Raw genomic sequence first — 19,465 nt, forward strand, 5'->3', positions numbered from 1 at the left:
TCCACATATCCACAGGCTGACCTTGCGTCGTCTTGCGCTGCTTTATGCTCCCGACATGACGTCCGGTCGGGTACGCCGCAGGGCCGCTCTCGCCCTGGCCTTCGGCGCTGCCCTCACGACCGGCGCGGCGACGGGCGCCTGGGACGGCGTGGGCATTCCCGGCCCGCGCCCCGCGGAGGCACGTCCGCGCGTACCCCAGCAGTTACCGCCGACGCAGCAGCCGACGCAGGCGCCGCGGGGGGCACCCGCCGGCGGCGCACTCGACGGCGCCGACCTCGACGCCGACCACGCGCAGGGCCTGCTCGCCGTGCTGGACGACCGCTGGGCCGCGTACTACCCGCCCGGCACCGCCGCGGACCACCGCGAGCGCGTCGACGGCACCTTCCCCGGCGTCGGGCTGACCGTCCGTCAGGCCGAGGGCGCGGTGCACATCACGTACGTCACCCCCGGCGGCCCCGCGAACCGCGCCGGGCTGGTCGCGGGGGACACCCTCGCGGCCGTCGACTCCGTCCCCGCCGCCGAGTTGGGGGTCGCCGGAGTGGTCGCCCGACTGCGCGGACCGGTCGGGACGACCGTCACCCTCACCGTCGCCTCCGGCGGGCCGCCGCGGGAAGTCGTCGTCACGCGCGAGCTGCTCACCGGCGCGGACGTCAGGGTCGAGCCGCTCGACGCGGCCGGCACCCCTGTCCCGGTGGACGGCCTGGTCCGGATCCGCGTCGCCGGGTTCGGGCGCGGCACCGCCGACCAGGTGCGCACCGCACTGGCCGCGAAGCCCGCCGGAGTGCTGCTCGACCTGCGCGGCAACCCCGGCGGCCTGATCGACGAGGCCGCCTCCGTCGCCTCCGCGTTCCTGCGCCCCGGGCCGGTGGTCGGCTACGACGACGGTTCGGGCGTACGCCGCGAGCTGGGTGCCGCCGCCCCGCCCGGCGACACCGCCACCCCGGTCGTCGTGCTGGTGGACGGCGGCAGCGCGAGCGCCGCGGAGGTGGTCGCCGCCGCGCTGCGGGACCGCGGCCGGGCGGTCGTGGTGGGGTCGACGACGTACGGCAAGGGCTCGGTGCAGGCCCCCACCGTCCTGGCCGACGGCGGCGTCCTCGAACTGACCGTGGGCGGCTGGTACTCGCCGGACGGCCGCAGCGTCGAGGGCCGCGGGGTGGCCCCGGACATCCCGGCGCCGTCCGAGGCCGCCGATGCCCGGGCCCGCGAGGTCCTCGCCGACCTCGCCGAGGCACGCGGCAGCTGAACCGCGCCGGCCGGCCCCGCGCCGACCTGGGCCGCGCCACCCGGGTTGCGCCACCCGCGCCGCGCCGCCGACGCGCAACCCCGTGGATCGCGGGCCGTCCGATGGGCGACAATGCGGAGACCATGGCGAAGAGACCAACCATCGTTCAGATGCCTGGGAAGCCGACCAAGTCGAAGAAGGCGCAGGCGGCCCCCAAGCGCAAGATGATCGCGCAGAACAAGAAGGCGCGGCACGACTACCACATCGACGACACCATCGAGTGCGGCGTGGTGCTGACCGGGCCCGAGGTGAAGTCGTTGCGGCAGGGCCGGGCCTCGCTCGTCGACGGATTCGCGACCGTCGACAACCACGAGGTGTGGATGCGCAACGCGCACATCCCCGAATATCTGGAGGCCACCTGGAACAATTCCGCGCCGCGCCGGCCGCGGAAGCTCCTGCTGCACCGCGACGAGATCGCCAAGCTGGAGAACAAGCTCAACGACTCCGGCACCACGCTGGTCCCGCTGAGCATCTACTTCAACGAGGACGGCCGGGTGAAGGTCGAACTGGCGCTCGCCCGCGGCAAGAAGCTCTACGACAAGCGCCAGACGCTCATCGAGAAGCAGGGCCAGCGCGAGGCGCAGCGGGCGATGAGCGCCGCCATCCGGCGCCAGACGCAGTGACACCCGTCGTCGTTTGCACGGACCTGGTCGCCGCACCGTTCCGGGGTCCCGCGCCGACGCGGGGGAATGAAGTGGACCGCCGCCGGGGTTGTTCCGTACGATGACACCGGCCGCCGGGCTCAGGCAGTACGCCCGCGCGACCGTCGAGCGACAGTTTGACCGCCGCTTGAAAACTCAACAGGGGGTGATCGGTTTCGACTGGAGATGTCGGAGCAGAGGAAGCGAGCCGAGGAAGCGGCAATGATCTCGTTAACCACATGCCGAAACCAATAATCGCCGATAACAAGCGCGATTCCTTCGCCCTCGCCGCCTGAGCGAGTTTCGAAGGTGTCAGACCGGGCGCGTCCCCGTCCCGGATCCTGGCATAATCAAGGGGACTCCACCGCACTGCCCGGTTACGGGGTAATGCGGAAAATCAAACAGTAACTGGGCCCGTCGGCAACTTGTCCGCGTGATTGCCGGGGCCGAGAAAAGCACAGCGGACTGCGCTCGGAGAAGCTCTGGTCTCGCACTTCAGGACGCGGGTTCAATTCCCGCCACCTCCACCCCTTTTGCGACGAAGGCCCGGCACACGCCACGTGTGCCGGGCCTTCGTCGTTCCCCCGGGGCGCGGTGGGCGCCGCGGGTGAGGCCGTGCCCCGTGGCACGCACCGTCCCCGTGGCATACGTCGCGCTTGCCGCCCCCGCTCACGCGGACGCCGCACGCACCCTTCGGCAGCGGAACACCGGCTTCACGTACGCGTTCATGTGGCGCCCCAGGCTGGGCGCGGCCATGAGCGCGAGATGCACTGCCGGCGGAACGGCGAAGTACTGGTACACCGCCCCGTTTCTGTACTCGACCTCCAGGATCCGCCCGGCTTCGTCGTAGCCGACGGCGGCAAGGCTGGACGAACGGACCCGGACGCGGCGCATGCGTCCAGCCTCGGTCAGACCAGGCTTTCCCGCCACGCGTCCAGTTCCGCCGCGGTCGGCGGGTCGGCGCCCTCCCGGGTGCAGGTGTACGCGGCGGCCGCTGCCGCGTACTCGGTGATCCGCCGCAGATCGTCCGGCGTGACCGTGCGCAGCGCCCCCACGCGGTCCCCGCCCAGCAGACCGCGCGTGTCCAGGGCGTGCAGCAGCGCGCCCATGAAGGCGTCGCCCGCGCCGACGGTGTCGGCGACCTCGACCTCGGGGGCGGCCACCGCGATCGCCTGGTGCTCCATCACCGCCGTGGCGCCGTCCGCGCCCTGCGTGACGACGACCAGGGCCGGCCCCGAGTCCCGCCACAGGCGCGCCGCCTCGACCGGGTCGAGATCGGGGTAGAGGTGCAGCATGTCCTCGTCGCTGGCCTTGACGACGTCGCAGAGCGGGACGAGGGCCTCCAGGCGGCGGCGTACCGCGGCCAGGTCGCCGGAGATGTCCGGGCGTACGTTCGGATCCAGCGTCAGCGTCACCGCCCCGCGCGCGTGCTCGCGCAGCACCATGCGCAGCAGCGCCGCACCGCCCGGGTAGAGGTGCAGCGCGACCGAGCCGACGTGCAGCGCGCGGACGTCCGCGCCGAGCGGGTCGGGGAGTTCCGCGCCCGTCCACTGCCCGTCGGCCGTGCCGGTGAACCAGAAGTCGTAGGACGCGCGCCGGTGTTCGTCGAAGGACACGACCGCGAGGCTGGACGGCTCCGAGGCGTCGACGAGGTAGCGCGGCGAGACGCCGCCGGCGGCCAGGCGCTCGCGTACGCGGCGGCCGAACGCGTCGGCGCCGATCCGTGCGACGAGCGCCGCCGAAGTCCCCAGCCGTGCCGCCGCGATCGCGATGTTGGCCGGGCTGCCGCCGACAAGTGCCCGGTAGGAGTCGGGGGTTCCGTCGACCGGGACCAGGTCGACGACGTTCTCGCCCGCGACCGCGAGGGTGGCCGGCCCGTCGCCCGCGCCCGCGCCGGCCGCCGCAGCCGCATCCGTGCTCACGAGGCGCCGTCCAGCCGTGCGCGCAGCGCCGCCGCCGCGGTGGGGGCGAGCCCCAACTGCGGGAGCAGCGTGGCCTGATACGCGTGGTAGATGTCCGGCTTCCCGGACCACACGGTCGACGACGGCCGGTTCCCCGGGTCCAACTCGTGGTGCCAACTCCCGTGGCGGGTATCGACGATGTGTTCCGCGGCGTAGTCCCACCACACCCGGTACCAGTGCTCGTACACCAGATCGCCGGTCCGGCGGTGCAGCGCCGCCGCGGCCGCGATCGCCTCCGCGACCACCCAGTGCATGCGTTCGCGCACGACGGGCCGCCCTTCGCCGTCGATCGTGTAGACGAACCCCGGGCGCCCGTCGCGGTTCCACGCGGCGCCGACCGCGACGACGAACAGCCACCGCGCGGCGTCCGCGAGCCAGTCGGGCGGGTCGGGCAGCGCGGCCTCCAGGTTGAGCAGCAGGCGGGCCCATTCCAGCGAGTGGCCGGGGGTCGTGCCGTACGGCCGGAACGCGTCGTCCTTCGCGTCCTCGTTGTAGTCGGGCAGGATGCGCCCGTTCGGGGCGAAGTGCTCCGGCACCCGCCACCACTGCGCCCGCGCGACCTGGTGCACGAAGAACTCCGCGATGCGCAGCGCCCGGGTACGCCACACCCCGTCACCGGTCGCGTCGGCCGCCGCGAGGAACGCCTCGACGGCGTGCATGTTGGCGTTGGCCCCGAGGTACGCCTCCGGCTCGGTCCACGCCCGGTCGAACGACTCGCGCACCCAACCGCGCTCGTCGTCCCAGAAGCGCCGCTCGAACACGGCCGCGGCTTCGGCGAGGAGCCCCTTCGCGCCGGGGCGGCCGGCGAGTGCGAGGCTCGACGCGGCGAGGAGCACAAAAGCGTGCCCGTACGCCTCTTTGCGGCCCTCCTGCGGCCCGTCGCCGACCGGGATGGCCGGATACCACCCCCCGTGCTCCGCGTCGCGCAGCGGCCCGCTCAAGGCCGCGAGGCCGTGGTCGGCGAGCGGACCCGCGCCCGGTACGCCGCGCAGGTGCGCGAGGGCGAACACGTGTGCCATGCGCGTGGTGATCCACAACTGCACGCCTCGGGCGGGGTCGGGGACGCCGTCGCCGTCGAGCCAGGCGAACCCGCCGCGCGGATCGCGCGCCGCCGCCCCGAAGCGGAGCAGGCGCCCGGCCTCGGCGTCCAGCCAGTCGCGGTGCGTGGCCAGGGCGACCCAGGAGCCGTCGCGCGAGCCGTGGTGTGAGGCGTTCATCGCCACCATCGTCCCACCGGGCACCCCGTCGGAGAGGGACGTAACGCGCCGGGAAATGCGAACCGGCGGCCCCGAGGGACCGCCGGTTCCTACGCCTACGACACCGACCCGCCAATGCTCGCCTCTCGGCAAGTGGTCCCTCGTAGGGACTAATGGTTGGGCCCGGGGGCTTGGATCGAGCCGGTGCCATGAACAGAGTAACCGACCTCGCGGCGTGCGGAAGAAGGATGCGGATCACAGTTTGCGGGGCTCCGGCGGCAGGGTAGCCGCGCATATTCCGCCGCCCGGGCGAGGCGCGCGACGCGGGTGCGACACGGGTTCGGCGCGCCTTCGGGGTGGCTTCGACACCGTGTTCGACACGGGCGTTCGACACGGTGCTCGACGTGGTTCCACGGGCGGTCCGCACGCGTCGTCGGCGGGCAGGCGTCGCGTATACGCGGGGTGCACGCACGGTTGCACATAGGCCGCACTCTCGGTGCGGTGAACCGGCCGGTCGTCGTGCCGGTCCGCGAAGTGAGACGATCGTCTGCGGTGCCGTGCCATGGCACCGCACTCGTTGAGGAGACACCTTCATGCCCGCAGCGCCGAGCGCTTCGTACTCGATCACCGCCCGCCTCGAGGTCCCGGCCGGGGGCCGGGCGGTCAGCCAGCTCACCAACGCCGTGGAATCCGCCGGTGGTTCGGTGACCGGCCTGGACGTCACCGCGTCCGGGCACGACCGTCTCAGGGTCGACGTGACGATTGCCGCGTCCTCGACGGACCACGCGGACGCGCTCGTCGAGGCGCTGCGTGCGATCGACGGCGTGACTCTCGGCAAGGTGTCGGACCGTACCTTCCTGATGCACCTCGGCGGCAAGATCGAGATGCAGGCGAAGCACCCGATCCGCAACCGCGACGACCTGTCGATGATCTACACGCCGGGCGTCGCCCGCGTGTGCCTCGCGATCGCGGAGAACCCCGAGGACGCACGCCGCCTCACCATCAAGCGCAACACCGTCGCGGTCGTGACCGACGGCTCCGCGGTGCTCGGCCTGGGCAACATCGGCCCGAAGGCGGCGCTGCCGGTCATGGAGGGCAAGGCAGCGCTGTTCAAGCGCTTCGCCGGCATCGACGCGTGGCCGATCTGCCTCGACACCCAGGACCCGGACGAGATCGTGCGCGCCGTGCAGGTGATGGCGCCCGGGTTCGCCGGCATCAACCTGGAGGACATCTCCGCGCCGCGCTGCTTCGAGATCGAGCGGCGGCTGCGCGAGACGCTGGACATCCCGGTCTTCCACGACGACCAGCACGGCACCGCGATCGTCGTGCTCGCCGCGCTCACGAACGCGCTGCGCGTGGTGGGCAAGAAGATCGGCGACGTGCGCGTGGTGATGTCGGGTGCGGGCGCGGCCGGCACCGCGATCCTCAAGCTGCTCATGGCGGCCGGCGTCGCGCACGTCGTCGTGGCGGACGTGCACGGTGTGGTGCACACCGGCCGCGACGACCTGGGCGAGGACCTGCGTTGGGTCGCCGAGCACACCAACTCGCAAGGTCTGACCGGGACTTTGAAGGAGGCGGTGGTCGGCGCGGACGTGTTCGTGGGGGTGTCCGCGCCGAACGTCATCGACGCGGGCGACGTCGCGCGGATGGCCGACGACGCGATCGTTTTCGCACTCGCCAACCCCGAGCCGGAGATCTACCCGGCGGTCGCGCAGGAGCACGCGGCGGTTGTCGCGTCCGGGCGCAGCGACTTCCCCAACCAGATCAACAACGTGCTGGTTTTTCCGGGCGTGTTCCGCGGCCTCGTCGACGCGCAGAGCCGGCACATCACGACGGACATGCTCATCGCCGCGGCGCGTGCGCTCGCGTCGGTGGTGACGGACGACGAGCTCAACGCGAGCTACATCGTGCCGAGTGTGTTCCACCCCGAGGTGTCGAACGTCGTCGCCGCGGCGGTGCGCGACGCAGTGCTGGCGGACCGTCAGGCGGAGACCGCGAAGTAGTCCGCGAGTCGTCCGCAAGTGACCAGCGAGTGACCAGCGAGTGATCCGCGAGCGGTCCGCGGCACCGGGCCAACCGCCTTGTCGGTACGGTGAAAACCGACCGTTCGGCTGCGGAATCCACCCTCGCCGCGCCGGGGGCGGTGTGACGAGCGTACGTGATGCTGGTCGTATGGTCGGGGTGTGGCAGGTGCGTTCGAGGTCGTTTCGGACGTGAAATCTGCCGCGAACGGCCAAATCGCGGGGCTTTCCGCGTGATTCGGCGTGTCCCTGATTAGGTTCCGGGCCCGGATACGTGCAGGATTCGTCCCCGGGGCAAGAACAGCGAGTTGGAAAGACCACGGGAGATACACATGAACCGCAGTGAGCTGGTGGCCGCCCTCGCGGAGCGGGCCGACGTCACGCGCAAGGACGCGGACGCCGTGCTGAACGCCTTCGCCGAGGTGGTCGGTGAGATCGTCAGCAAGGGCGACGAGAAGATCACGATCCCCGGCTTCCTCAGCTTCGAGCGGACCCACCGCTCGGCGCGCACCGCGCGCAACCCGCAGACCGGCGAGCCGATCGAGATCCCGGCCGGTTACAGCGTCAAGGTCTCCGCGGGTTCGAAGCTCAAGGAAGCCGCCAAGGGCAAGTGACCCGCACGTGACCCCTCCGCGGGTCCGACACGGCGCCGCAGGGCGCCGTGCACGGTCCGCGGCGGGCCGTGGCGTCTGTCCGGCACGGGACCCCGTGTGCCGGTCCGTACCGGACCGCCGGACGCCCGGGAGCGGCTCGTACGAGTCGGCCCCGGTCGTCCGGGCCGCACGGGAGCGCACAGGTCCTCCGAGGCCGGCGCCACGCACGGAGCGCACAACGCGAGGCACACGGCGTCATGGCGCCGGGCACGACGTGCCGCGCGCACGGCAGTGAACGCCGAAGGGCGGTTCCCCGCGGGGAACCGCCCTTCGGCGTAGGTGAATCGGGTCCGCTAGGCGACGCCCTGCCGTTCTCCCCGCGGGAGTTCCACGCGCGCGCCGAGCGCGTCCAGCTTCGCGTGGAAGCCCTCGTAGCCGCGGTTGATCAGGTCGATGCCGTGCACGCGCGAGGTGCCCTCGGCGGCCAGTGCCGCGATGAGGTACGAGAACCCGCCGCGCAGGTCGGGGATCACCAGGTCGGCTCCGTGCAGCTTCGACGGACCCGAGATGACCGCCGAGTGCTGGAAGTTGCGCTGCCCGAACCGGCACGGCGTACCGCCCAGGCACTCGCTGTAGAGCTGGATCGTGGCACCCATCTGGTTGAGCGCCGAGGTGAATCCGAGACGGCTCTCGTACACCGTCTCGTGCACGATCGACAGCCCGCTCGCCTGGGTCAGCGCCACCACCAGCGGCTGCTGCCAGTCGGTCTGGAAGCCGGGGTGCACGTCCGTCTCCAAGGCGATGGCGCGCAGCCGGCCGCCCGGGTGCCAGAACCGGATGCCGTCGTCCTCGACCTGGAACGCGCCGCCGACCTGCCGGAAGACGTTCAGGAACGTCATCATGTCCAACTGCCGCGCGCCGCGTACGAATACGTCGCCGCCGGTGGCGAGGGCCGCACAGGCCCACGAGGCGCCCTCCAGGCGGTCCGGCAGCGCGCGGTGGGTGTAGCCGCCCAGCCGCTCCACACCGGTGATCCTGATCACCCGGTCGGTGGCCACCGAGATGATCGCGCCCATCTTCTGGAGCACGCAGATGAGGTCTATGATCTCCGGCTCCACGGCCGCGTTGCGCAGCTCGGTGGTGCCTTCGGCGCGTACGGCGGTCAGCAGCACCTGCTCGGTGGTGCCGACGCTCGGGTACGGCAGTTCGATCTTCGCGCCGTGCAGCCCGTGCGGCGCCTCCAGGTACAGCCCCTCGGGCCGCTTGTCGACGGTCGCGCCGAACTCGCGCAGCACGTTGAGGTGGAAGTCGATCGGCCGGTCGCCGATGCGGCAGCCGCCGAGATCGGGGATGAACGCGCGGCCGATGCGGTGCAGCAGCGGGCCGCACAGCAGGATCGGGATGCGGCTGGAACCCGCGTGCGCGTCGATGTCGGCGACGTTGGCCAGCTCGACCGACGACGGGTCCATGACCAGTTCGTCCGCCTCGTCGCCCTCGTACACCGCGACACCGTGGAGTTGCAGGAGGCCGCGCACGATGTGCACGTCCCGGATGCCCGGCACAGAGCGCAGGCGGCTGGGCTCCTCGCCGAGAAGCGCCGCGACCATCGCCTTGGGCACCAGGTTCTTGGCGCCCTTGACGCGGACTTCGCCCTCTAGGGGGGAACCACCGTGAACGAACAGTACGTCGTCTTGCATGAATCTCGCGTTCCTGGACGGGGGCCACGGGCAACAGCGAACAACGGTACGCGCTCGATGCGCTCCGACGTGCATTGTCCGGCTCGCGGGCGGGCACAGGATCTTGGCAGGGCCGGGAACGAGGGGGCGCGATGCCGAAGCTGGGGGCAGCGGACGCCGGGCGCGGCGCGGGCGGAACGGACGGATGGACGGTCGCACGGGCGGGTGTGTCGGCCGTGTCGGCGGTCGATCCGGGTGAGACCCGGACACTGTCGCCGGGATGCAGGATCATGAGCCCATGACCGAGGTCTCGCTCACCGGACGCCTGCTCGTGGCGACCCCCGCGCTGACCGATCCGAACTTCGACCGGTGCGTGGTGCTGGTGCTCGACCACGACGACGAGGGCGCGCACGGCGTCGTCCTCAACCGCCCCACACCCGTGGACGTGCACGATGTGCTGCTGAGCTGGTCCAAGGCGGTCACCGCGCCCGCGGTGGTCTTCCAGGGCGGCCCGGTCGCGATGGACTCCGCGCTGGCCATCGCGTCGGTCCCGGGCGGCGGCGAGCCCGTCGGGTGGCGCCGCGTCTTCGGCGCCCTCGGCATGGTCGACCTGGACGCGCCGCCCGAGCTGATCGCCACCGAGTTCGGGGCGATGCGGATCTTCGCCGGCTACTCGGGCTGGGGGCCCGGGCAGTTGGAGTCCGAGCTGACCGACGGCGCCTGGTACGTCGTCGACTCGGAGCCCGGCGACGCCTTCAGCCCCGACCCGGAGCGGCTGTGGCGCGCGGTGCTCCGGCGGCAGCGGGGTGAGCTGGCGATGGTCGCCACCTATCCCGAGGACCCGTCGCTCAACTGACGCGACTCGTGAGGTGACCCGTGACGTGACCCGCGACCCGTGACGCGGTCCGTGACGGCCAGTGTTGGCCGACAACGTTCGGTGACGGCGCGTACGACGGCCGGTGCGGTGCCTTGTGCGGCGTCTCGTACTGGCCTTCCGCCGCATCCGCGGGGGCGTCTCACGGGCGAGGCGGGGCCGAACGTGTGGCCCGCTTAGAATCGGACCTATGACCACTCCGCAGGACTATCCCGAGCCCGAGCGCGGAACGGGCACGGGGACGCTCATCGAGGAGACCCCCCAGGTCTCCCACGGCGACGGCGACCACGAGCGCTTCGCGCACTACGTCCAGAAGGACAAGATCATGGAGAGCGCCGTCTCCGGCACTCCCGTGATCGCGCTGTGCGGGAAGGTGTGGGTGCCGGGCCGCGACCCGAAGAAGTACCCCGTGTGCCCCATGTGCAAGGAGATCTACGAGACCATGGGCACCGGCGGCGGGGACAAGGGCGGCGACAAGTAGCCGCTCCGCAGTCGTACGAGGGCGCCGGTGCCATGCGGCTCCGGCGCTTCTTGTCTGCATGCCGGTTGTCGGCATGTCGGCCGGTACGCGCGTAGGTCCGCGCACAAGGGCTGCGTACAGGGTCCGTGCACAGGGCCTGAGCAGAGGTCCGCGCGTACGGCCGCGCCGTGTCCACGTGCGTGTCCGCGCGTGTCGCCGGCAGCCGCGAAAGCCGTCCTGGGCCGCGCTGCCGGGCCTTTCGGGTGCGGGCTGAACGAAGTCGCCCGCGCGTCACCCGCTCGGCGCAGTAGCGTTGTCCCGCTGTGAACGAAGCGATCATGCTGCCGCACTCGCTCGACGAGGCCGTGGACGCCATGGCCCGCGAGCCCGCCGCCCTGCCGGTGGCCGGCGGAACCGACCTGATGCCGCGCGTCAACGCCGGTCTGATGCGCCCGCATGCCCTGATCGGGCTGGCGGGCATCGCCGAGATGCGGCTGTGGCAGTACGAGGGCCGCAGCTCCGTCATCGGCGCCGGCGTCACCTGGGCCCGTCTCGCGGGCCCGGACCTCGCGGCCCTGGTCCCGGCCCTCGCCACCGCCGCGCGGCAGGTGGGGACGCCGCAGATCCGCATGATGGGCACGCTGGGCGGCAACCTCGCGTCGCGCTCGCGCGAGGCCGACGCGGTGCCGGTGCTGGCCGCCCTGGACGCGGCCGTCGTGGTGCGGTCGCCGGGCGGGGTGCGGGAATTCGTGTGCGACGGCGAGCCCGCGGCGCAGTTGCGTCCGGGGGAGCTGATCACCGGCGTACGCGTACCCGTTCTGCACGGGCCGCAGGAGTTCCTCAAGGCCCGTACCGCGCAGGGCTTCCACACGACGCTGGCGCTGGTCGCGGACCCGGGCGCGCGGAGCGTACGCTGCGCGGTCGGCGGCATACGCCCGGGCGCGCAACGTGTGGCGCGCGCCGAGGAATGGCTTGCCGAACGGGTGGACCCCGGGACCGGACGCCTGACCGACCCGTCCGCGCCGACCCGCTTCGGCGCGCTGGTCGCGGACGAGGTGGCGCCGCGCGAGGGGTCGCGCTCGAACCGGGCCTTCCAGGCGCGCGTCGTCGCGACGCTGGCCAAGCGCGCGGCCGAGCGGGCGTTCTCGGCGTGAGCAGTAGGCAACCGACGACGCGCGACGGGCGACACGCAACGGGCGACACGCGGTCGGCGAGCGGCAAGGCAGAGCCAAGGGCAGGGGAGGGGACCTGATGGACGGGCAAGGACGGCCGGACCGGCGCGCCTCGGGCTCCGGCTGGTGCGGCCGGGAGGCGATCGCATGACCCGGATCCCGGCACCCGGCGGGTCACCCTCCGACATCCCCTCGTTCGCACATGCGGTCGACGGCCTGATGCCGGGCGGCGCGGCGGAGGCCGCCGGAGACTTCGCGGGCGGGCACTTCGGTGACCACGAGTACCCGGGCGGCGCCGTGGGCGGAGCCGCGACCGGAACGTTGCCGCCGTCGCCCGCCCCGGACGGCGGCCACGTCGGCACGTCCGTGGCGCCTGCGGCGCCCGGCGCGGAACCGTCCCTGCCGATCGGCTTCCCCGCGCCGCGACCGGAGCCGCCGCCGGGGCAACACGACCCAGTCCTCCGCGTGGACGACGCAGGCGTTGCGCCCGTGATCCCCCCGCGGCCCCTGCACATGGCAGGTGTCCTCAACCCGGCCGCACTCGGCGGCCATCCCGGGTACCCCGCCGATCCCGGCACGCCGTTCGGTGCGCCGGGCGGGGCGTCCTCGACGGCGCCGATCGGCGGTGTCGACCCGTTCGGCTCCCCGGGCGGCCCGCTCGTTTCCTACACGCTGCGCGTCAACGGCGCCATGCACGTGGTCGACGGGGCATGGCTCGGCGAGAGCCTGCTGTACGTACTGCGCGAGCGTCTCGGCCTGCCGGGCGCCAAGGACGGGTGCGGGCAAGGGGTTTGCGGCACCTGCACGGTGCTTGTCGACGGCGCCCCCGCGGTGTCCTGCATGCTGCCGGGCGCGACGATGGGCGACCGCGAGGTCACCACCGTCGAGGGCCTCGCCGACCACGGCATGCCAACTGCCGTCCGGCAGGCGCTGATCGCGCACGGTGCCGTGCAGTGCGGGTTCTGCGTACCGGGCGTCGTGGTCAGCGCGCATGCGCTCCTGGCGCGCATTCCGAACCCGGACGAAGCGACCGTACGCCGCGCTCTCGCCGGGCACCCTTGCCGCTGCGCGGGCCCGAACCGCATGGTCGCGGCCGTGTGCGCGGTCGCCTCCGGCGAACCCGGCGCAACCGGCGCATCGCTGTTCGAGCCCGCCGGCTCCGAAGGCGCGGCGGCCGGCAGCGCAGGCACCGGGAGTACAGGCACCGGGAGCACAGGCGTCGGCAGCGCAGGCGTGGCAAGTACGGGGGCCGGAGCCGCGGTTGCCGGACCGGACCGAACCGAAGGGGCCTCCGCCACTGCCACGGGCAGCTACGCGATCGCACCGCAGGGCAGCGAGTTCACCACGTCGACCGGGATCGTGCGGATCCCCGGCTTCCCACCGGGCGCTGCCTCCGGGCCGACCGCCCCGCCCGCGAGGTGACGCCGTGACCGACACCGTCGAGCGGCCCGACGCCAACGACAAGGCCCGGGGCCGGTTCTCCTACACCGCCGACCTGTGGGCGCCGGGCATGTTGTGGTGCGTGCTGGTGCGGTCGCCGTACCCGTCCGCGCGCATCGTCGGCCTCGACACCTCGGCCGCGTTCGCGGTGCCCGGCGTACGCGCCGTCCTGACCGCCGCCGACCTGCCGCCCGAGTCGTACCACGGGCCCGTCGTCGCGGACCGCCCGGTGTTGGCGTCCGACGTCGTGCGGTTCGCGGGCGAGGCGGTCGCGGCGGTGGCCGCCGAGACCCCGCACGCCGCCAAGCTCGCCGCCGAGGCCGTGCACGTCGACTACGAGCCGCTCGATGCCCGCCTGGACCCCGAGCACGCGTTCGCCAGCGCGCCGCTGCACCCGGACGGCAACGTCTTCCGGCACATCGCGCTGCGTCACGGCCGTCCCGTGCAGCGCCGGCCCGACGGGTCGCCCGTCGACGAGGTCGTGGTCGAGGGCCTGTACGACATCGGCGCGCAGGACCAGGCCAACCCCGCCACCGACGCCGCGCTCGCGCTGCCGTGCGCCGACGGGGGCATCGAACTCCACGTCGCCACGCAGTGGCCGCACGGCGACCGCGACCAAGTCGCCCAGTGCATCGGGTTCGCGCCGGGCACGCTGCGGCTGATGCCGACGGGTGTGGGCGGTTCGGCCGGCACGCGTGAGGACATCGGGCTGCTGTCGGTCGTCGCGTGGCTCGCCGCGCGTACCGGACACCCCGTCAAGTCCGTTGTGGAGCGCGCGGATGCGCTCACGGGCGGGGGCCATCGGCACGCCGCGCGCCTGAAGTACACCCATCGGGCGGACCGCACAGGGCGGTTGCTGTCCGTCGAGGCGCAAATCCTGCTGGACGGAGGGGCGTACGCGACGACGTCCCCCGAGGTCGTCGGCCGTCTCGCGGGCTGCGCGACGGGGCCGTACATGGTGCCGCACGCCGCCGTCGACGTGTGGGCGGTACGCACCAACAACCCGCCCGCCGGAACCATGCGCGGCCCGGGGGCGACCCAGGTCTGCTTCGCCTACGAGGCGCAGATGGACCGCCTCGCGGACGCGCTCGGCATGGACCCGGTCGAGCTTCGCCTGCGCAACGCGCTCAGCGAAGGCACCATGCTGACGACCGGTCAGATCCTCGACGGGCCGGCCCCGGCAGGGGAGTTGCTCCGTGCCGTCGCGCTCGCGCCGCAGCCGTCCGCACAGCCGGCACCGGGCCTGCGGCGCGGCGTCGGGCATGCCGTCGGCCTGGTCCCGCTGCTGGGCATCGAAGGCGCCGACGAGTCGTCGACGGCGACGGTCCGCCTGGACCACGGCGTCGTCACCGTCACGTGCGCGGCGGTCGAGGTCGGGCAGGGCTTCACGTACCTGGTCCGGCAGATCGTCGAGGACGTCCTCGGAATCCCGGACGCGATCGTGCTCCCGGCCGGCACCGCCCTGCCCAGCGCGGGACCGGCGGGCCTCGGCCGCCACACCATGCTCACCGCGGGCGCGGTGGACCAGGCCGCCCGGGAGATCCGGGCGGGGCTGCTGGCCCCAATCGCCGCGCGGTACGGCATGACGGCGGCGCTCCTCGACATCCGCGACGGACGGATCGTGTCCTACGACGGCCTGGTCGACCTGCCCGCCTCCGTCATGACCGAGGGCCGCGAGGTCGCCGCGACCGCGGGCGCAACCCGGGCGCGGCACACCGAGCCGCTCGACGACGCGGGGCAGGGGGACGCGTACCCGGCGGTGGCCTTCGCCGCGTGCCGGATCGTCGCCGACGTCGACCCGGAGACGGGCGCTGTGCAGGTGGTGGACGTGACCGGGGCGTACGACGCGGGCCGCGTCCTCGACCGCGTCCAGGCGCTGTCCCGCATCGAGGGCGCGGTCGCCCTCGGGATCGGCCTGGCCCTCACCGAGGATCTCGCGGCGGCGCGCCTGCACGGGCCGGTCGCGTGGGCGCTCCCGGGACCGCTGGACATCCCGCCGGTGACGGTCGCGGCGTGGCACGAGGAGCCGCAGCCGGGAACCCCCTTGGGGGCCAAGGGGCTTGCCGACGCAGCCGTGGTCCCGGTCCCGGCCGCGCTGGCGGCCGCGGTCCGCGACGCCACCGGCCTCGAACTGCCCAGCCTGCCCCTGACCCCGAAGGCGGTCGCGGCGCGCTGAGTGCGGCGCTTGGTTCCCGTACGAGCGCGGCTCGGGGCGTCGGCCCGCGGCAAGTTCGCGGCAAGGTCCGCGGCAAGTCCGCATTCCGTGCCGGTCAGCCCGTTGCCGGTCGGTCCGTTGCCGGTCAGTCCGCGGCGCGGGCCAGTAGTCCGCGCAGGAAGACTTCGAGCGCGCCCCGCATCGTGTCGGTGAAGTCGAGGCGTATCGCGGCGAGTTCGGGGTCCGCCTCGTAGGCGGCGAGCATCGCCGCGGACGGATGCGCGTGCGTCCACACGGAGCCGGCCACCAGGACCGTGGCGGCGCCGAACTGGAAGGTGTCCTCCTCGCCGAGTTCCGGCAGGTGCGTGCCCAGAATCCGGACCAGGATGCCGACGTTCGCGATCGTGCTGTGCTTGTAGGTGGCGGCGACCTCGGCGGACACGTTCCGCTCCAGCACCGCCGCCTGCGAGCTGATCAGGTCGCACAGCACCGGACGGGCCGCGAGCGTCTCCGCGGTGACCGCGGCGATCTCCCGGGCACGCCGGGTCGGCGGAGTCCCCGGGGCCACCGCGGCCGTCAGCTCGGCCTCGTACTGCTCCAGCCATTCGCGCAGGGCGACGTCGAGCAATTCCAGCAGGACGGCCTCGCGCGACTCGAAGTACCGCAGCACGTTCGACTTCGCGAGGCCCACCCGGCGGCTGAGCTCGTTGAGGCTCACCTGCGAGACCGGCATCTCCGCGAGCATCGCGCTCGCCGTGTCGAGGATCGCCCGGCGGCGGATCTCGCGCTGCTCGTCGCTGCGCGCGCGTTGGAACGTGGTCATACCGAGATTCTACAGACCTGCGGTCTGTTGTTAAGAGACCGGGGGTCTGCTACTGTCGATTTCAACAGACCGGCAGTCTTTTAACTCTCCGGAAGGTGTCAGCCATGTACGAGGTCTCCGACCAGACCGGCAAGTCCGTCATCGTCACCGGCGCCAACAGCGGCACCGGCAAGGAGGCGGCCCGCCGCCTCGCCGCCGCCGGCGCCCGGGTCGTGATGGCCGTGCGCACCCCCGCGAAGGGCGAGGCCGCCCGCGCCGAGATCCTGGGCCGGCACCCGGGCGCGGACCTGGAGGTGCGCCGGCTCGACCTGGCGGACCTGGCCTCGGTCCGCGAGTTCGCGGACGGCATCCTCGCCGACGGCACCCCGCTGGACGTCCTGGTCAACAACGCCGGCGTGATGATGCCGCCCGACCGCAACACCACCGCCGACGGCTTCGAGCTGCAGTTCGGCAGCAACTTCCTCGGCCCGTTCGCACTCACCGTGCGCCTGCTCCCGGCGCTGCTCGCCGCCCCAGCGCCGCGGGTCGCGACCATGAGCAGCGGGGTGGCCAACGCCGGGCGCATCGACTTCGGGGACCTGCAGTCCGAGCGCAACTACCGTCCGATGCGCGCGTACGGGCAGTCCAAGCTCGCCGACCTGATCCTCACCCGGCAACTCGCCGCGATCGCCGCCGCCCGGGGCTGGAACCTCGTGAGCACCGGCGCGCACCCCGGCTTCACCCGCACCAACCTGCAGAGCAACGGCCCGAGCCTCGGACGCGACAAGGCGACCGGCGTCTTCAGCGGCCGGATGGCGAACCTCCTGCCGTCCCAGGGCGTCGAACAGGGCGCGGAGCCCCTGCTGTTCGCCGCGGCGGACCCGGGCGCCGCGGCAGGCGGCTACTACGGCCCGAGCAAGCGCTTCGGCCTGGTCGGCCCCACGGGCCCGGCCAAGGTGACCAAGCGGGCCCTCGACGACGCGGTCAACGAGCGGCTGTGGGCGGCGGCGGAGGAGCTGACCGGCGTACGCCTGGCCGAGTACGCCGCCTGAGGCCGACCCGACCAACTGTCACCCCGCCCCAACGGCACCCAGGAGATCCGATGACCGCCCGCACGACCACCCCCCGCCGCTCCCCGCTCCGCGCCCTGCGGCTGCCCGCTTTCGGCGCCGACCCCTCGGGCGAGCGCATGGACCGCATCCGGCGCTCGCCGAACTTCGCCGACGGCAGGTTCCAGAACCCGGTCGGCGTGCGGATCGGGCCGCCACGCGACCGCATGCCGGGGTTCGTGAAGTCGTACCTCGACCGGGAGCAGCGGGTACGCCGCAGGCCGACCGGGGACATCCCGCTCCACCCCGACACCCTCGCCGCGCTGCACCGACCGCCGTCCACCGGGCTGCGGCTGACCTGGATGGGCCACTCCAGCGTGCTGGCCGAGATCGACGGCAGCCGGGTGCTCTTCGACCCGGTGTGGGGCAAGCGCGTCGCGCCGTCGTCGCTGGTCGGCCCCAAGCGGCTGCACCCGGTTCCGGTGCCGCTCGACGACCTCGGACCGGTCGACGTCGTCGTCATTTCGCACGACCACTACGACCACCTCGACCTGCCCACGATCCGGCGACTGGCGCGTACCGACACGGTGTTCGCGGTGCCGCTGGGGATCGGGGCGCATCTGGAGCGCTGGGGCGTGGCCCCGGACCGGCTCCGCGAACTCGACTGGAACGAGTCGGCCACCGTCGCCGGCATCGAGCTGACCGCCACCCCCGCACGGCACTTCTGCGGCCGCGGCCTGCGCAACAAGCAGCACACGCTGTGGGCTTCGTGGGCGGTGGCCGGCCCGCGGCACCGGATCTACCACAGCGGCGACACCGGGTACTTCCCGGGATTCCGCGAAATCGGCGAGCGGCACGGGCCGTTCGACGCCACGATGATCCAGGTGGGGGCGTACAGCGAGTACTGGCCCGACATCCACATGACCCCCGCCGAGGGCCTGCGGGCGCACCTCGACCTGCAAGGCGGCCGGCCCGACGGCGTGATGATGCCGATCCACTGGGGCACCTTCAACCTCGCCATGCACCCCTGGGCGGAGCCCGCCGAAGGCACTGTCGAAGCAGCCGCAAATACCGGCACCTCCGTGGCAATCCCCCGCCCCGGCGAGCCCTTCGAACCCACCACCGCCCACCTCCCCGGCACCCCCTGGTGGCGCCCCCTGACCGCCACCCCCGAAGCCCCCGCGGCCCCGAATGCCAATGCCCGTGCGGCGGGGGCGACTTCCCAGGCTGTTGCCATGCGGGAGGAGACGCACTCGGTTGCGTGACGGGCGGGGTGTCTTCCGTCAGTCCTGGTCGGAGGGGCGGAAGGCGGGTTTGGTGTTGAGGACTTCGCGGGCCTGGTCGGCGGCGCGGGCGAGGCTTTCGGCGACGAAGTCGAGGAAGCGGGCGATGTTCTCCAGGCGGGCGCCGGCCGGGGTGGCGGGGCCGAGGACGCCGGCGCCCTCCTTGGCGATCTCGACCTGCTGCGTCAGGGAGCGGACGCTCGCGAGCATCGACTGATACCAGACGTCGTCGTCGACGACGTAGCGTTCGCGGCGGCCGTCGCCGCGCTCCCGGCGTACCAGGGTCTGGCTCTCCAGGAACGCGATCGACTTCGAGATCGTGGCGGGGCTGACCTGGAGGCGGCGTACCAGGTCGGCCGCGGTCAGGCTGCCGGTGTCGGCGGTGACGAGGCAGGTCAGCACGCGGGCCATCGTCCCGGGCAGGCCGGACTGCATCATCACGGTGGTGAACCGCTCCTCGTAGTCGCGCACCGCGTCCGGGTCGCGCCCGTACGGCTGCGGTGCCTCCTGCCCGCCCTGCACGCCGGCGGGCTTGCGGCGGTGGGCGCGGCGTTCGGTGGCGCGGTGGGCCAGGTCCGCGCGGTACGAGGTGGGGCCGCCGTTGCGCATCACCTCCCGGGTGACCGTCGAGGTCGGACGCCCCAACCCCCTGGCGATCTCGGCGTACGCAAGGCCGTCGGCCAGGCCCTGCGCGATCTGCCGGCGCTCCGGCTGGGTGAGTCTGCCTCCCGGCATCACGGCCTCCTGGGTGTGTTTTGTGGTCCGCAGCGTAGCGTTCGGGCGCATCCTATTGCAACGAAGCTATGGATGAGTGTTGCGTTATCGTCAGGGTCGATGCAACGAATTAACCCATTTGACCT

The 19,465-nt window shown here is 72.9% G+C and carries 17 protein-coding genes and 1 other RNA gene; 12 read left to right on the plus strand and 6 right to left on the minus strand.

Annotated elements, in window-relative coordinates:
* Positions 1–55 precede the first annotated feature (55 nt).
* The 3 genes from AB0C36_RS11400 (at position 56) to ssrA (ending at position 2,453) form a co-directional block, all read left to right on the plus strand.
* Positions 56–1,243 carry a S41 family peptidase gene (locus AB0C36_RS11400; RefSeq protein WP_358352492.1) on the plus strand — a complete coding sequence of 396 codons (1,188 nt, stop codon included), beginning with the start codon at positions 56–58 and terminating at the stop codon, positions 1,241–1,243.
* A 149-nt stretch (positions 1,244–1,392) separates the two neighbouring features.
* Complete coding sequence (smpB, locus tag AB0C36_RS11405) at positions 1,393–1,905, plus strand: SsrA-binding protein SmpB (protein ID WP_358352494.1); 513 nt, start codon at positions 1,393–1,395, stop codon at positions 1,903–1,905.
* 180 nt (positions 1,906–2,085) lie between these two features.
* Positions 2,086–2,453, plus strand: a transfer-messenger RNA (tmRNA) gene (gene ssrA / locus AB0C36_RS11410).
* A 139-nt stretch (positions 2,454–2,592) separates the two neighbouring features.
* On the opposite strand, the gene AB0C36_RS11415 is transcribed toward ssrA, so the two are convergent.
* Genes AB0C36_RS11415 through AB0C36_RS11425 form a run of 3 tightly spaced genes read right to left on the minus strand, consistent with a single transcriptional unit; the run spans position 2,593 to position 5,101 of the window.
* Complete coding sequence (locus tag AB0C36_RS11415) at positions 2,593–2,817, minus strand: KTSC domain-containing protein (protein ID WP_358352496.1); 225 nt, start codon at positions 2,815–2,817, stop codon at positions 2,593–2,595.
* Positions 2,818–2,831: 14 nt separating this feature from the next.
* The gene (locus tag AB0C36_RS11420) at positions 2,832–3,845 is read right to left on the minus strand and encodes a carbohydrate kinase family protein (protein ID WP_358352498.1); all 1,014 of its coding nucleotides are present in this window, start codon (positions 3,843–3,845) and stop codon (positions 2,832–2,834) included.
* Entirely contained in the window at positions 3,842–5,101 is a 1,260-nt protein-coding gene (locus AB0C36_RS11425) for an AGE family epimerase/isomerase (protein ID WP_358352499.1), read from the minus strand. Before AB0C36_RS11425 ends, AB0C36_RS11420 begins: the two co-directional genes overlap by 4 nt.
* 572 nt (positions 5,102–5,673) lie before the next feature.
* On the opposite strand from AB0C36_RS11425, the gene AB0C36_RS11430 reads away from it, so the two are divergent.
* Positions 5,674–7,083, plus strand: a complete 1,410-nt coding sequence (locus AB0C36_RS11430) for an NAD-dependent malic enzyme (RefSeq protein ID WP_358352501.1) — start codon at positions 5,674–5,676, stop codon at positions 7,081–7,083.
* A 350-nt stretch (positions 7,084–7,433) separates the two neighbouring features.
* Positions 7,434–7,715 (plus strand): HU family DNA-binding protein, encoded by a 282-nt coding sequence (locus AB0C36_RS11435; protein WP_235057057.1) that lies wholly within the window; start codon positions 7,434–7,436, stop codon positions 7,713–7,715.
* Between the two features lie 332 nt (positions 7,716–8,047).
* Here the strand turns inward: AB0C36_RS11435 and murA are convergent, their stop codons facing one another.
* Positions 8,048–9,391 (minus strand): UDP-N-acetylglucosamine 1-carboxyvinyltransferase, encoded by a 1,344-nt coding sequence (gene murA, locus AB0C36_RS11440; protein ID WP_358352503.1) that lies wholly within the window; start codon positions 9,389–9,391, stop codon positions 8,048–8,050.
* A gap of 277 nt (positions 9,392–9,668) precedes the next feature.
* Between murA and AB0C36_RS11445 the strand changes: the two genes are divergently transcribed.
* The 5 genes from AB0C36_RS11445 (at position 9,669) to AB0C36_RS11465 (ending at position 15,492) form a co-directional block, all read left to right on the plus strand.
* Positions 9,669–10,226, plus strand: coding sequence for a YqgE/AlgH family protein (locus AB0C36_RS11445; protein ID WP_358352505.1), 558 nt, complete (start codon positions 9,669–9,671; stop codon positions 10,224–10,226).
* Positions 10,227–10,434: 208 nt separating this feature from the next.
* Positions 10,435–10,725, plus strand: a complete 291-nt coding sequence (locus AB0C36_RS11450; protein WP_358352507.1) for a DUF3039 domain-containing protein — start codon at positions 10,435–10,437, stop codon at positions 10,723–10,725.
* Positions 10,726–11,042: 317 nt separating this feature from the next.
* On the plus strand, positions 11,043–11,858 hold the full coding sequence (locus AB0C36_RS11455) for an FAD binding domain-containing protein (protein ID WP_358352591.1): 816 nt from the start codon (positions 11,043–11,045) through the stop codon (positions 11,856–11,858).
* Positions 11,859–12,023: 165 nt separating this feature from the next.
* Entirely contained in the window at positions 12,024–13,298 is a 1,275-nt protein-coding gene (locus AB0C36_RS11460; protein ID WP_358352508.1) for a (2Fe-2S)-binding protein, read from the plus strand.
* A 4-nt stretch (positions 13,299–13,302) separates the two neighbouring features.
* Positions 13,303–15,492, plus strand: coding sequence for a xanthine dehydrogenase family protein molybdopterin-binding subunit (locus AB0C36_RS11465; protein ID WP_358352510.1), 2,190 nt, complete (start codon positions 13,303–13,305; stop codon positions 15,490–15,492).
* A gap of 124 nt (positions 15,493–15,616) precedes the next feature.
* Here the strand turns inward: AB0C36_RS11465 and AB0C36_RS11470 are convergent, their stop codons facing one another.
* A complete protein-coding gene (locus AB0C36_RS11470; protein WP_358352512.1) occupies positions 15,617–16,294 on the minus strand; it encodes a TetR/AcrR family transcriptional regulator in 678 nt (225 codons plus the stop codon).
* 104 nt (positions 16,295–16,398) lie between these two features.
* On the opposite strand from AB0C36_RS11470, the gene AB0C36_RS11475 reads away from it, so the two are divergent.
* Together AB0C36_RS11475 and AB0C36_RS11480 are read left to right on the plus strand one after the other, a co-directional pair.
* Positions 16,399–17,325, plus strand: a complete 927-nt coding sequence (locus tag AB0C36_RS11475) for an SDR family oxidoreductase (RefSeq protein ID WP_358352514.1) — start codon at positions 16,399–16,401, stop codon at positions 17,323–17,325.
* A 50-nt stretch (positions 17,326–17,375) separates the two neighbouring features.
* Positions 17,376–18,587, plus strand: coding sequence for an MBL fold metallo-hydrolase (locus tag AB0C36_RS11480; RefSeq protein ID WP_358352516.1), 1,212 nt, complete (start codon positions 17,376–17,378; stop codon positions 18,585–18,587).
* An 18-nt stretch (positions 18,588–18,605) separates the two neighbouring features.
* On the opposite strand, the gene AB0C36_RS11485 is transcribed toward AB0C36_RS11480, so the two are convergent.
* The gene (locus tag AB0C36_RS11485) at positions 18,606–19,340 is read right to left on the minus strand and encodes a helix-turn-helix domain-containing protein (RefSeq protein WP_358352518.1); all 735 of its coding nucleotides are present in this window, start codon (positions 19,338–19,340) and stop codon (positions 18,606–18,608) included.
* Between the last annotated feature and the right edge of the window lie 125 nt (positions 19,341–19,465).

This window comes from Streptodolium elevatio, from assembly GCF_040649515.1.
Classification (GTDB): domain Bacteria; phylum Actinomycetota; class Actinomycetes; order Streptomycetales; family Streptomycetaceae; genus Yinghuangia; species Yinghuangia elevatio.

Excerpts from the sequence above, each read along its gene's own strand:
- AB0C36_RS11400 (WP_358352492.1), top strand. The coding sequence starts at position 56 with ATGACGTCCGGTCGGGTACGCCGCAGGGCCGCTCTCGCCCTGGCCTTC.
- AB0C36_RS11425 (WP_358352499.1), bottom strand. The coding sequence starts at position 5,101 with ATGAACGCCTCACACCACGGCTCGCGCGACGGCTCCTGGGTCGCCCTG.
- AB0C36_RS11430 (WP_358352501.1), top strand. The coding sequence starts at position 5,674 with ATGCCCGCAGCGCCGAGCGCTTCGTACTCGATCACCGCCCGCCTCGAG.
- smpB (WP_358352494.1), top strand. The coding sequence starts at position 1,393 with ATGCCTGGGAAGCCGACCAAGTCGAAGAAGGCGCAGGCGGCCCCCAAG.
- AB0C36_RS11480 (WP_358352516.1), top strand. The coding sequence starts at position 17,376 with ATGACCGCCCGCACGACCACCCCCCGCCGCTCCCCGCTCCGCGCCCTG.
- AB0C36_RS11485 (WP_358352518.1), bottom strand. The coding sequence starts at position 19,340 with ATGCCGGGAGGCAGACTCACCCAGCCGGAGCGCCGGCAGATCGCGCAG.
- AB0C36_RS11460 (WP_358352508.1), top strand. The coding sequence starts at position 12,024 with ATGACCCGGATCCCGGCACCCGGCGGGTCACCCTCCGACATCCCCTCG.
- AB0C36_RS11435 (WP_235057057.1), top strand. The coding sequence starts at position 7,434 with ATGAACCGCAGTGAGCTGGTGGCCGCCCTCGCGGAGCGGGCCGACGTC.
- AB0C36_RS11455 (WP_358352591.1), top strand. The coding sequence starts at position 11,043 with ATGCTGCCGCACTCGCTCGACGAGGCCGTGGACGCCATGGCCCGCGAG.
- AB0C36_RS11470 (WP_358352512.1), bottom strand. The coding sequence starts at position 16,294 with ATGACCACGTTCCAACGCGCGCGCAGCGACGAGCAGCGCGAGATCCGC.
- murA (WP_358352503.1), bottom strand. The coding sequence starts at position 9,391 with ATGCAAGACGACGTACTGTTCGTTCACGGTGGTTCCCCCCTAGAGGGC.
- AB0C36_RS11415 (WP_358352496.1), bottom strand. The coding sequence starts at position 2,817 with ATGCGCCGCGTCCGGGTCCGTTCGTCCAGCCTTGCCGCCGTCGGCTAC.
- AB0C36_RS11475 (WP_358352514.1), top strand. The coding sequence starts at position 16,399 with ATGTACGAGGTCTCCGACCAGACCGGCAAGTCCGTCATCGTCACCGGC.
- AB0C36_RS11445 (WP_358352505.1), top strand. The coding sequence starts at position 9,669 with ATGACCGAGGTCTCGCTCACCGGACGCCTGCTCGTGGCGACCCCCGCG.
- AB0C36_RS11450 (WP_358352507.1), top strand. The coding sequence starts at position 10,435 with ATGACCACTCCGCAGGACTATCCCGAGCCCGAGCGCGGAACGGGCACG.